Source organism: Xanthomonas campestris pv. campestris str. ATCC 33913, assembly GCF_000007145.1.
In the GTDB taxonomy this organism is placed as follows: domain Bacteria; phylum Pseudomonadota; class Gammaproteobacteria; order Xanthomonadales; family Xanthomonadaceae; genus Xanthomonas; species Xanthomonas campestris.
Genome location: NC_003902.1, coordinates 3788585 through 3800813 on the forward strand (window position 1 = coordinate 3788585; position 12229 = coordinate 3800813).

Below are 12229 nucleotides of genomic sequence, written 5' to 3' on the forward strand. Positions count from 1 at the left end.
GCGGCAAACCCGCAACGGCGCCTCGCCATCAGGCATCGCGGTTGGCGCTGGCACTGCGCAACAGACTCACCGCAAAACCACCGACCACCACGGCACCCCCCACCAACAGCGCCCACAGTAGCCAGCGCTTCCAGTCACGCGGCACCGCAGCCGGCTGCAGCGCCGCCGCGCCTGCCAGTGGCTGCGCCGCGCCGGCGATGCGCGCGGTGGCCGGCTGCCATTGCGCGCCGCGTTCCTGGCGCAAGGCGACAAGCATCGAGGTCAAGGGCGCGTCGGTGCGCTGCGCACGCGCACTCCCGGCCACCAGCGCGTACGGCGCTTGGCCTTGGGTAAGAAACACTAGCCGCTCCGGCTGATAGCCCACCCGCAGCGTCGGCACACCGGTCCGGCGGCCTTGCGCGGCAAGCAATCGCCACTGGCGGTCGCGGACGCTGCCACCGGACACTGGCTGTGGCGGCGAGGCGGACGCGGCGCTGCCCAGGCAATAGCCCAGCCACGGCCCGGCACGCTGCAACCAGGGCGCCTGGTCGCCATCGCGGCTTTCGACGACCCATTCCACGGCCTCGGCACGGGCGCCCTGCACATCCACCTGCGCAATCGGGAATCGCCCCGGCAAGGTGTAGACCACCCGCGTTTCCTGCGCGGTGCCCTGCAGGTCGAGTTGCTGCCACTGCGCAGGCGCGGCGGCGCCTTCCAGCTCCAGTTCCACCTGCGTCAACGCAGGCAGCGCGCCGGAGACCGGCACCAGGCGCAGATAGCGCGCGCCCTGTTCCAGCGCGATGCGCCGCTGCTGCAAACGCTGGCCGTTGTTGTCAAGCGCCATCACCGTGGCGTCGGCTGCGAGCACGCGCCAGTCACGCAGATCGTCGCTGCCTTCCACGCGCAGCTGCGCCTGCACCGGCGTGGTGCCATCCCAGTCGAGCCACAGCGCGCGTGGCGCCTCACGCACACCGTTGGCATCCACCAGCCAGCCCGGGCCGGCACCGTCGCGCGTGGACGCGCCTGTCGCCACCCGGCCTTCGAGCCGGCGCACCGCACCGGACGCATCGCGCTCGGCAATCAGTTGCAGGTCGCCCCTGGCCGCTTCGGCACCGGCCGGCAACGCAAACACCGGCACGCGCTGCCGCCGTGGCGCCGCCTGCGCCGCTACTTCCGCGGGTAGCAGCGCCGAGGGCATCTCGTCGCCGCGTGCATCGAGCACGGCCACGTCGCGCAATTGCGCATCGCGCGCCGCCCGGTACACCACCCCATCCAGCGTCAGCTGATACATGCCGGCATCGGACTGCGCGACCTGCAGCGGCCATTGCTGGACGAAATCACTCCGCAGATCGCCGGCCTGCACCACCCCGGCAATGCCAGCCACTGCCAACGGCAGCCACCCTCGTATCCGCATCACACACGCTCCTCGGCAAGTGGCGCCTGACGCGGCGGCGCCGGTGCCAGATAACCCACCACGGTGCACAACAGGCCATAGGCCATGAACGAGCCGATGCCCAGCAGATTGCCCAGATGCTGGCGGTCCACCAGCACCAGCTTGGCCAGCACCAGTCCCATCAGTAGCGCACCACCCAGCCACAGGCCACGTTGCCCGCGACGCGAGCCGATCACCCAACCCAGCACGCCCAGCACGCTCCACACGATGGTCAGGCTGGTCTGCGACAGCGTCGCGCCCAGCAGCTCCGTATCCCAGGGAACTCCGCCCCAGTGATGCACGCTGTGCAAGGTGCTGCCGGTGAGCAAGGCCCAGCCCAGCACGCCCAGCGCAGTGACGCGCCAACGCTGCAGCAGCACTGGCGACTGTGCCGACCAGGCCCAGCGTGCGAGCAAGGCCAGCACCGCCAGCTGCGCCAATTCGGCCGGATTGAGCAGCGGCAGCCACGGCAGCGGCGATGCGCTCACCGGGTCCAGCAGCACCAGCACCCAGCCAACGCCCAGCACGCCGAACACGCAACTCAGCAGTGCGGTGCGGGCAGGGGCGAAGCTCGCCCCCTGCGGCCAGGCAATCCAGGACCAATGCAGCAGGCCAAGCGCCGCCACGATCAGCCACGGCGCAGCGAGCAATGCGCAGCGCCACCCATTGGCCAGCAGGAAGGCGTCGGCCAACCAGGCGGCGCCCAACCACACCACCAAGGGCCACAGCAACCACCAGATGAACTGCGCAGCGATCGCGCCGGCACCATGCTGCATGCGCAGGCACCACAACGCACGCGCGCCGGCCACGGCGAACGCCAACCACGCCAGCGCGCCCCAGTGCGCGAACGGTTGGGTATGCGCATGGCTCTGCCACAGTGCCAGCGGCGCAGCCAGCGCCAGCCCGGCCATGACCGTCCACACCAACGCCGCTGCAGGCCGGCGGCGATGCACCTCGGCCGCCAGCCAGACGGTCAGCGCAACGAAGCCCAGCAGCAGGTCCGGCTCGCTACGCAGGTCGCCGGCAAAGCGCAGGATCTCGTGCACACCGCACAGCGTCCACCAGCCCAGGCCCCACAGATACGCCACCAGCGCGCGGCGCGGGTGCCCCGCATCGCGCAGGAACCAGGCACTGGCCCAGCCAGCCAGCGCCAGCAGCAAGGTGCTCATGCAGGTGGCATTGGCAACCGCCACGCTGTCGTAGCGCCACGCATCCACGCCGAAGGCCACACCGATCGCGGCCAGCATCTGCAAGCCCACACCGCTGACCTGCGAGAACCGCCGCTGCTGCCGCAAACCCAGCCACAGCAAGCCGACGCCTTCCAGTGCGAACACGCTGGCGGTGGCACGCGCCGACAACGCCAACGGCACCGCCAGCGTGGCAAAGCCCACGGCCAGCATTGCGTGCGCCTCGCCCAGCAGACGCGTCGCCGGGCGGCGCAGCAACCATGCGGCCAGTGCCGCATACAACGCGGCCACGGCCAGCGCGCACAACGCCAGTGGCAGGCGGTCGCCCTCCAGCAGGCGCGCCTGCAACGCGAACGCGACCAGCGGCGTGCCGAACAACAGGCTGCCATCGATCAACTTGCCGGCACTGCCATCGCCACGCCGCGCGTGCAGCACCGGGATGGCCACATACATGGCGAAGAACAACAACAGGAACGGCTCGGTCGTGGCGAACTTCACCGGGGCGTACTGCAGCGCACCCCACAACGTGCCGATGCCGAAGGTAAATGCGAATCCGAGCAGATTCAGCACCCGCCACGGGCGCACCCAGGCAACTGCCACGATGCCGGCGTTGAGCACCGCGTAGTAACTAAACAACGCAACATGATTGCCGCTGCCACTGGACAACCAGATCGGCGCCAAAAAGCCCGCCAGCACGCCCAGAACGGCCAACGTGCGCGAATCCTGCAGCACGGCCAGCACGCACATGCCGGCAATCAACACCACGCTGATGCCCATCGCAAGCCCGGCACCGAGCAACCCGTACAACTTGAACGCAGCGAACACGGTCAACAGCAGGCCACCGATGGCACCGCCCTGCAGCGCCAGCGCAAAGCCGGGCCGCACCGTGCGCTGCCGCCAACCGAAGACCAGGCCGGCCAAGGCCACCGCACTGATGCCAGCCAGGCGCAGCTCGACCGGCATGCGCATCCAGCCCTGATCGCTGGCGTATTTCAGCAGCGACGCAACGCCGGCCAGCAGCACCAGCATGCCCACCTTGACCGGCACATTGCCTTCGGTGAACCAGCGCTTCAGCGCACTGGCGGCGCGCTCGATCGCATTTAGCGCCGGTGGTGGAGTCGGTGCGGATGGCGGCCGTGTTGGCTGCGCCGATGCAGCAACCGGCGACGGCGTGCGCGCGGCAACCTCGGAGACACTGGCACTGCTGCGCGCGGCAAGCGACGGATCCATGCTGTGCGACGGTGACGGGACCGGTGCGGTGGCGCGCGGTACCGGCGCCACTGCCTCTGTCGGCATGCTGACCTGTGAGGGCACCGGCTGATCGTCAACCGGTGCGTTGGGCGCTGCCTGCGCGCTTGCACGTGCCGCAGCTGCAGGCGCCGCAACGCCTTGCCACTGTGCGACCCGCTGCTCCAGCTCCCAGACCCGCCGCTGCAGTCTGCCCACCCACACCAGCGCTATCACCAGCCCAACCGGCAGGGCCAGGACCGCAAGGCCCACCATTACGATGATCGATTCCACCTGTCCCCCACCCCGGCATCCGGCCGGCTGCGCGAACCATACAGGCTGCGGCCACGCATTGGCAGCACCGCACGCGGTGTAGAGACATCAGGGTCTTAGTGCGCGCCTCACCATAAAACGCCAGCCACACGCATAAAAAAACGCCCGGATGACCGGGCGTTTTTTTAGGATTATTCGCGGTAACCGCTGTCGTTCTTGTTATGGATGATCCAGATCAGGTTGCCGCCGGTATCCATCGACTTGCCGGCAAACACCAGACGGCCCTGGCCCTTGTAGGCCATCTCGTACCGGTAGCGGTCGCCGCCGAAGAAGAACGGAATGAACGCCTTGCCAGTCACGTACGAACCCTGGTCGTTCGGCTGACCGATCAGATCGGTGACCTGCTTCATCGGCATGCCGATCTGCAACTGCGTGAACTTGCTGCCCGGCGCAGGCTTACCGGTGATTTCGCCCTCGTAATCGTTGACGCCCTTGACGGTCTCACCGTAGCCCGCCTCGACATCGGACGACTTGATCACTTCGCCATCGGCATTCATCCAGGCCGGCGTACCGGTCTGCTTCTTGGCTGCCCAGCTGGTGGACGGTACCGCACACGCAATAACAACGCCGAACGCCAGCGCGCCCGCAAGAAACTTATTCATGTCTGTATCTCTCTATCCATGGAGTTCCCCGATCCTTCAACACGACACGGGAACGGCCGCCGTGCCCGCAAATTAGCGCACGTGATGCCGATAAAGTCCACTTCGGGCGGCCACATATGTGCGCTGCACCAAGCGCTGCCGGCAAAGAAAGATGCAAAAAACAAAAGCCCCAGCAAGCTGGGGCCTTTGCGACAGCATCAGACGGGAGTGCTTACTTGGCCACAACCCGCACCATTTCCAGGCACTTGTTGGAGTAGCCCCACTCGTTGTCGTACCAGGACACCAGCTTGACGAAAGTGGAATCCAGCGCGATGCCGGCGTCGGCGTCGAACACCGAGGTGCAGGTCTCGCCGCGGAAGTCGGTCGCCACCACCTTGTCTTCGGTATAGCCCAGGATGCCCTTCAGCGCGCCTTCGCTCTGCGCCTTCACTTCGGCGCAGATCTCGGCGTAGGTGGCTGGCTTTTCCAGTTCAACCGTCAAGTCGACCACCGACACGTCCGAGGTCGGCACGCGGAAGCTCATGCCGGTGAGCTTCTTGTTGAGTTCCGGGATCACCACGCCAACCGCCTTGGCCGCGCCAGTGGAAGACGGGATGATGTTCTCCAGGATGCCGCGGCCACCGCGCCAATCCTTGTTCGACGGGCCGTCCACGGTCTTCTGGGTCGCGGTCGCGGCGTGCACGGTGGTCATCAGGCCACGCTTGATGCCCCACTTGTCGTTGATGACCTTGGCCAACGGCGCCAGGCAGTTGGTGGTGCACGAGGCGTTGGAAACGATCGCTTCGCCCTTGTAGGTCTTGTCGTTGACACCGTAGACGAACATCGGCGTGTCGTCCTTGGACGGGGCCGACAGGATCACCTTCTTGGCGCCCGCGTCGATGTGCTTCTGCGCGGTTTCCTTGGTCAGGAACAGGCCGGTGGACTCGATCACCACCTCGGCGCCGACCGCATCCCACTTCAGGTTGGCAGGGTCGCGTTCCTGGGTAAGGCGGATCTTCTTGCCGTTGACGATCAGCGTGTTGCCGTCGACCGACACCTCGGCCTTGAAGCGGCCGTGCACCGAGTCGTACTGCAGCATGTACGCCAGGTAGTCGGGCTCGAGCAGGTCATTGATGGCCACGATCTCGATGTCATTGGCGAAGTTCTGCACCGCAGAGCGCAGCACGTTGCGTCCGATGCGACCGAATCCGTTGATGCCAACCTTGATTGCCATGTTCACTAGCTCCTGCGGCCGCGACAACGCGGCGGATGGAAAGGGGCGTTCATTCTAGCAGCGTCCCACACCGGCGACGGTGCCCGGACAGGCGCTGCGACACACCGTTCGACCCGCGGCACATCACGCAGAACACACGCTCTGCTGGCACCGGTGCGCACGCCGCAAGCCTTGGTCCGGCAGGCACGCGCCCAGTGCGCACCATTGCCTGACGCAGGACGACGGAACGCACCGCTGCGCCGCCAACGGACTCGGCGGGAGTGCGGGCAGCCGAGGCCAGATGGGAGCGGCAATTCCAAGTCCTTTAGTTGAGGCCGCATACCCGACGCGTCGCCACGCCCAAGCCCACCCTGCGACCGACACCCCAGAAACCGCCTGATTCGCCCCACAACCAAGACGGACGGCTCACTCCAAAATACGCCGCCCGGCATATTCACGACTATGCCGAACAGCAGAATTTCCACCCTCCGCGGATTTCGATACTGGGCTCGCCCACTGAGGCAACCCCCATCACTCAACGGAGATACCCCATGCGTCGCACCCTCTTCTCTCTGGTTCTGGCTCTGGCTGCCACCCCGGCGCTGGCTGGCGGCGTGATGCACTACACCGACAAGGCCGCACTGCCCGCCGATGGCGAAGCGCGCGAAGTGGCTGCGCTGTTCGACACCTGGAACGCGGCCCTGGCCACCGGCAACCCGCACAAGGTGGCCGACCTGTACGCCCCGGACGGCGTGCTGCTGCCGACGGTTTCCAACGAAGTGCGCGCCTCGCGCGAGCAGATCGAAAACTACTTCGAGATGTTCCTGACCAAAAAGCCGAAGGGCGTCATCAACTACCGCACCGTGCGCCTGCTCGATGACGACAGCGCGGTGGATGCGGGTGTGTACACCTTCACGCTCACCGACAAGAACGGCAAGAAGAGCGATGTGCAGGCCCGCTACACCTTCGTGTACGAAAAGCGCGACGGCAAGTGGCTGATCATCAACCACCACAGCTCGGCCATGCCGGAAGTGGATACCGCCACCGCGTCGGTCAGCAAGACCAAGTAAGCCGGCCAGATCGACGCGGCCCGCCGCGTCATTGCCGCAGCGTTCGGCCCCCTCCCCGCCGAACGCTGCGCGCGGCGCAGGCAGCGCGCATGCCCTGCGTTCCTGCACCAGATACCCGCGCCGTCACTGCATGCGCTGCACCTGATTGATCAGGATCAAGGCAGCAACGGCGCGCACGTTCAAGACTTCGCTCACTCCTACAACGACACGAGACCCTCATGCGCAAGCGTTCCACTCTTCTGTTCGCAGCCCTGGCTGCCGCCTCGGTCAGCGCACCCGCACTGGCCCAATCCAAGGGTGACTGGTTGCTGGGCGTCGGCGCCCATCAGGTGGCGCCCAAGTCCGACAACGGCAGCCTGGCCGGCGGTACGCTCGACGTGGATGTCGGCACCGATATCCGCCCGACCATCACCGCCGAATACTTCATCGCCGACAACTGGGGCATCGAGGTGCTGGCGGCACTGCCATTCGAGCACGACATCAACATCCGTGGCCTGGGCCGCGTGGGCAGCACCAAGCACCTGCCGCCGGTGGTCAGCTTGCAGTACCACTTCAACAGCCAGGGCAAGGTGTCGCCATTTGTCGGCGCGGGCATCAACTACACGCGCTTTTTCAGCACCGAAACCAGCGGCGCACTGGCCGGCAATGACCTGCACCTGGATGCCTCCTGGGGCCTGGCGGCACATGCGGGCCTGGACGTGAAGATCAGCGACCGCGGCGCTTTGCGCGTGGACCTGCGCTGGATCGACATCGACAGCGACGCCAGCCTCAATGGCAACCGTATCGGCACGGTCAACATCGACCCGCTGGTCTACGGCGTGGCGTACGTGCACCGGTTCTGAGGACGGCGACGCGCGTGGCGCTTCTCTGGCACACTTGACGCCCAGGGACGTGAATCCACCGCCGGAGTTGCGGACAGGTAGGTGCACGTCGACCGCCTGTCCGACTTACCGGGGATTCCATGAGCACGCTTATCCGCACCGCCCTCGCCATCGCTTTGGCCGCTTCGGCCACTCCTGCTTTTGCCCAGTCGGCCGGCCATTGGACGACCGGCTATGGCGCGGGATATGTCTCGCCCAAGTCCGAAAGCGGCGACTTCGCTGGCGTCCGCGGCGAAATCAAGGGCGCGCCCGCGCTGTCGTTCACCTACGAATATTTCCTGCGCAACAACCTCGGCATCGAGGTGCACGCCGCCGTCTCGGGCAAGCACGACCTGGAGCTTGCGGGTGTCGGCAAGGTGGGCAGCTACTGGTCGGTGCCGCCGAGCGTGCTGTTGCAGTACCACATCAACGGCTATGGCACGGTGTCGCCCTTCGTGGGCGTGGGCATCAACTACACCACCTTCCTGGGTGAAGACACAGACGAAGCGCTGGGCAGTGGCGATATCCGCTTCGACGATTCGGTGGGCGCCACCGCGCACGTGGGTGTGGACTTCATCTTCAATGAGCGCAGCGGCCTGCGTGTGGATGCACGCTGGACCGATTCGTCCAGCAACGTCGATTTCAACGGCACCCGCCTGGGCAAGGCGCAGATCGATCCGCTGACCTATGGCGTGTCGTACCTGGTCTATTTCTAAGAACAGCAATCAAAACGACTGCGCGCCCGCCAGGCGGGGGCGGCCTGTGCTCGGAATCAGCATGTACCCCCCGTACACCCCGGTTCCTCCGCGCCGTCCGCACCCACCTGACGACTGCGCGCTACGTTTTGTAGCCGCTCTAAGAACCTGTTCACGATCTTCTGAGTAATAGTGCCAAGAAGGCCAAATGGATGAACTGCAGGCTGGTGTTTAGTTTGCGCTCGCAGTTCTTCCATAGCCTTCGGTTCTTCTCCAGCCAAGCAAAACTACGCTCGACGATCCATCGCTTGGGCATGACCTTGAAGGTATGCAGTTCGCTGCGCTTGGCAATCTGCACCGTGAGCTGTTCGCCTAAAATCTCTCGCACGCCGTCGGCAAACCGTACTCCGGTGTAACCGCTGTCGCACAGTAAGCTTTGTACATGCGTCAAGTTTGACTGGCAGCGCTCCAACGCTTGCAGCGCACCTTTGCGGTCGGTCACCTCCGCCGTCGTCACCGCGATTGCATGGGGCAATCCCTGAGTATCAACAGCGATATGCCGCTTGATGCCCGACACCTTCTTGCCCGCGTCATATCCCTTTTGCCCTGCTGTGTCCGTGTTCTTTACGCTCTGCGCGTCCACGATCAAGAACCTGGTGCAGGCGTTGCGCTCCTGTCTGGCGCGGGCCACGCCAACCTGATTTTTTAAGTGCCTGCTCCAGCAGGCTCACTCCCTCATCGTCGCACTCGCTCCACTTGGCAAAGTACGAGTGCACGGTCCGCCACTTTGGAAAGTCGCTGGGGAGCGCTCGCCATTGGCAACCGGTTCGCAGCACGTACAACACTGCGCACCACACCTCATACATATCCACACGGCGTGGCTTGGTGCGCTTACGCGCTTGTTCCAGAATCGGCAGCACGTGTTCGAACTGCTCCCGGCTCATGTCACTCGGATAGGTCTTTTGGCGCATCCGCATAGTCTGCACTGATCAGGAAAGATCGTGAACAGGTTCTTAGGAACGGAAGAAAACCATCGGCCCGAAAGAAGCATCGCGCGCAGGCCGCACGTACTGCACTCAGCCGCGCCAGCCCGCCTGCAGATTGGCCTGCAACGCCGGGCCCATCAACTTGGGTTCGGGCAGGCCGGCATCGCGGGCTTGCCGTTGCGCCACATAAGCCTCCACGTCCACACCATCGCGCACATGGATATTGCTGCGGCGCTGCTCGCCGATGGTGGTCGCGTGTGCAATCGCGCGCCCGCCCGGGCCGTAGTCATGGCACACGAACACGCGCGTGGCATCCGGCAAGGCGTACAAGCGTTGGATCGACGCATAGAGTTGACGCGCGTCACCGCCGGGGAAGTCGCAGCGCGCGGTGCCCGCGTCCGGCATGAACAGCGAGTCGCCAGGAAACAGTGCATCGCCCATCAGGTAGGCGATGCTGTCGCTGGTGTGCCCGGGCACTGCAATCACGCGGCAGGCAATCGCGCCCAACGCGAAGCGCTCGTCATCGGCAAACAGATGGTCGAACTGCGCGCCATCGGCACGAAACCCGGCCGGCAATGCGTACTGCGGCGCCAGCGTCTGCTGGACCTGTGTGATGCCTTCGCCGATCCCGACTCGCGCGTCCGGCCAGTGCTGCTTCAACCATTGCGCGGCGCTGAGGTGATCGGCGTGTGCGTGCGTTTCCAACAACCACTGCACCTGCCAGCCATGCTGCTGTACGGCATCGACAATGGCTTGCGCCGCCTGTGTGGTGATCGCGCCGGTGTCGGCAGCGTAGTCCAGCGCCGGGTCGATCACCGCCGCCGCCCCGGTGCGCGTATCGGCAACCACGTAGGTAAAGGTGTTGCTGTCGGCATGGAAGAACGCAAGGACCTGCGGCTGCATCGGTATCTCCGTCTCAGGGGCTGCGCAGCGCCGCATTGAGCAGCGCGGCCAGCCGGTCGCCCGCGACACGCAGCTGGGTCTCGGCAATCGGGCGATAGGTGGCGATATAGGTTGGTGGCAGTACATGCGTGTCGGGATACACGCCGGGCGTGATCGCGATGCGGCACGACGCCTGTGCCCAGGCCGCGCCCGGCGGCGGCAGCGCCGGCGAGGTGGGCGCGGTTGCCGGCAAGGCCAGCAGCACTTTCAGATAGGCATCGTCGCTGAGGTGGCGGTCATTGAGCATGCCGCTGTCCCACAGCGCGTGCAGATTGCTGCCCTTGCCGGCAACCTGTAGCTGGAAGTCATTGCCGCCCTTGTCGTGCGCATAGCCGGCGTGCATTGGCTGATGGATGTCGCCAACAAAATGCACCACGAACTTCAGCGCCTGCCTGCGTGCGGCCAACGGTTGGTTGCGATCGGCCAGCACGGCGGTCTGCTGCTCCAGCGCAGCGATCACGCAGTTGCCATCCGGGCAATCGCGCGGCGGTACATAGCCGCAGTCGTGTTCGCCGAGATTGACGTAATGCCAGGGGCCCGAGCGCTTGCCCAGATCCGGATCATTGGCGCGCAACTCATCGGCCCAGGTGGCCACACCGGCCAGGCTGGGGTCGGCTTCGCCTGCCAGCAACTGACTGACCTGCGCGCGCGCCTGCGGCGTCAATTCGGTTTCGGCAACACGCGCCACCAGCCGGTGGCCCTGCGGGCCCCAGGCCAGTGCGGCGGTGGGCTGCAGCGCGGCTGCACACACGGAGAGCGTCAACAACAACGGGGAGAAGGTCTTCATCCCCGGAATTGTACGCGTCGCATTTGTAAGGCGGATTGCAGCGTTTGCCCATTCGCGCAGGCACCCGGCCTGCGCGACGCGCGGCTTAGAACCTGTTCACGATCTTTCCTGATCAGTGCAGACTATGCGGATGCGCCAAAAGACCTATCCGAGCGACATGAGCCGGGAGCAGTTCGAACACGTGCTGCCGATCCTGGAACAAGCGCGTAAGCGCACCAAGCCACGCCGTGTGGATATGTATGAGGTGTGGTGCGCAGTGTTGTACGTGCTGCGAACCGGTTGCCAATGGCGAGCGCTCCCCAGCGACTTTCCAAAGTGGCGGACCGTGCACTCGTACTTTGCCAAGTGGAGCGAGTGCAACGATGAGGGAGTGAGCCTGCTGGAGCAGGCACTTAAAAAATCAGGTTGGCGTGGCCCGCGCCAGACAGGAGCGCAACGCCTGCACCAGGTTCTTGATCGTGGACGCGCAGAGCGTAAAGAACACCGACACAGCAGGGCAAAAGGGATATGACGCGGGCAAGAAGGTGTCGGGCATCAAGCGGCATATCGCTGTTGATACTCAGGGATTGCCCCATGCAATCGCGGTGACGACGGCGGAGGTGACCGACCGCAAAGGTGCGCTGCAAGCGTTGGAGCGCTGCCAGTCAAACTTGACGCATGTACAAACCTTACTGTGCGACAGCGGTTACACCGGAGTACGGTTTGCCGACGGCGTGCGAGAGATTTTAGGCGAACAGCTCACGGTGCAGATTGCCAAGCGCAGCGAACTGCATACCTTCAAGGTCATGCCCAAGCGATGGATCGTCGAGCGTAGTTTTGCTTGGCTGGAGAAGAACCGAAGGCTATGGAAGAACTGCGAGCGCAAACTCAACACCAGCCTGCAGTTCATCCATTTGGCCTTCTTGGCACTATTACTCAGAAGATCGTGAACAGGTTC

General features: G+C 65.0%; 11 protein-coding genes and 1 other RNA gene. 5 read left to right on the forward strand and 7 right to left on the reverse strand.

The features are described from left to right. Window positions 1-28: 28 nt before the first annotated feature. From XCC_RS16545 to gap, 4 genes are all read right to left on the reverse strand, one after another. A complete protein-coding gene (locus XCC_RS16545) occupies window positions 29-1393 on the reverse strand; it encodes a DUF3999 domain-containing protein (protein WP_011038296.1) in 1365 nt (454 codons plus the stop codon). Further along, window positions 1393-4119 carry a DUF2339 domain-containing protein gene (locus tag XCC_RS16550; RefSeq protein WP_011038297.1) on the reverse strand — a complete coding sequence of 909 codons (2727 nt, stop codon included), beginning with the start codon at window positions 4117-4119 and terminating at the stop codon, window positions 1393-1395. Before XCC_RS16550 ends, XCC_RS16545 begins: the two co-directional genes overlap by 1 nt. A gap of 170 nt (window positions 4120-4289) precedes the next feature. Then, a complete protein-coding gene (locus XCC_RS16555; RefSeq protein WP_011038298.1) occupies window positions 4290-4760 on the reverse strand; it encodes a hypothetical protein in 471 nt (156 codons plus the stop codon). 211 nt (window positions 4761-4971) lie between these two features. Continuing rightward, complete coding sequence (gap, locus tag XCC_RS16560; protein ID WP_011038299.1) at window positions 4972-5973, reverse strand: type I glyceraldehyde-3-phosphate dehydrogenase; 1002 nt, start codon at window positions 5971-5973, stop codon at window positions 4972-4974. Between the two features lie 530 nt (window positions 5974-6503). Between gap and XCC_RS16565 the strand changes: the two genes are divergently transcribed. From XCC_RS16565 to XCC_RS16580, 4 genes are all read left to right on the forward strand, one after another. Beyond that, a complete protein-coding gene (locus XCC_RS16565; protein WP_011038300.1) occupies window positions 6504-7022 on the forward strand; it encodes an SgcJ/EcaC family oxidoreductase in 519 nt (172 codons plus the stop codon). A gap of 218 nt (window positions 7023-7240) precedes the next feature. Then, complete coding sequence (locus tag XCC_RS16570; RefSeq protein WP_011038301.1) at window positions 7241-7864, forward strand: OmpW/AlkL family protein; 624 nt, start codon at window positions 7241-7243, stop codon at window positions 7862-7864. A gap of 119 nt (window positions 7865-7983) precedes the next feature. After that, complete coding sequence (locus XCC_RS16575) at window positions 7984-8598, forward strand: OmpW/AlkL family protein (protein ID WP_011038302.1); 615 nt, start codon at window positions 7984-7986, stop codon at window positions 8596-8598. Window positions 8599-8659: 61 nt separating this feature from the next. Continuing rightward, a non-coding RNA gene (locus XCC_RS16580) (sX9 sRNA) lies at window positions 8660-8734 on the forward strand. Between the two features lie 15 nt (window positions 8735-8749). On the opposite strand, the gene XCC_RS16585 is transcribed toward XCC_RS16580, so the two are convergent. The 3 genes from XCC_RS16585 to XCC_RS16595 all read right to left on the reverse strand — a co-directional run bounded on the left by XCC_RS16585 (window position 8750) and on the right by XCC_RS16595 (window position 11292). Then, window positions 8750-9548, reverse strand: a protein-coding gene (locus XCC_RS16585) for an IS5 family transposase (RefSeq protein WP_087942923.1) whose coding sequence is annotated in 2 segments (ribosomal slippage) — window positions 8750-9278 and window positions 9277-9548 — 801 coding nt in all. Because the reading frame shifts where the segments join, the coding sequence is not laid out codon by codon here. A gap of 105 nt (window positions 9549-9653) precedes the next feature. Further along, window positions 9654-10466: an MBL fold metallo-hydrolase gene (locus XCC_RS16590; RefSeq protein ID WP_011038303.1), complete on the reverse strand. Its 813-nt coding sequence runs from the start codon at window positions 10464-10466 to the stop codon at window positions 9654-9656. Between the two features lie 13 nt (window positions 10467-10479). Then, window positions 10480-11292, reverse strand: coding sequence for a S1/P1 nuclease (locus XCC_RS16595; protein ID WP_011038304.1), 813 nt, complete (start codon window positions 11290-11292; stop codon window positions 10480-10482). A 130-nt stretch (window positions 11293-11422) separates the two neighbouring features. Here XCC_RS16595 and XCC_RS16600 point away from each other — a divergent pair. Continuing rightward, window positions 11423-12221, forward strand: a protein-coding gene (locus XCC_RS16600) for an IS5-like element IS1480b family transposase (RefSeq protein ID WP_144421971.1) whose coding sequence is annotated in 2 segments (ribosomal slippage) — window positions 11423-11694 and window positions 11693-12221 — 801 coding nt in all. Because the reading frame shifts where the segments join, the coding sequence is not laid out codon by codon here. The last annotated feature ends 8 nt before the right edge of the window (window positions 12222-12229 follow it).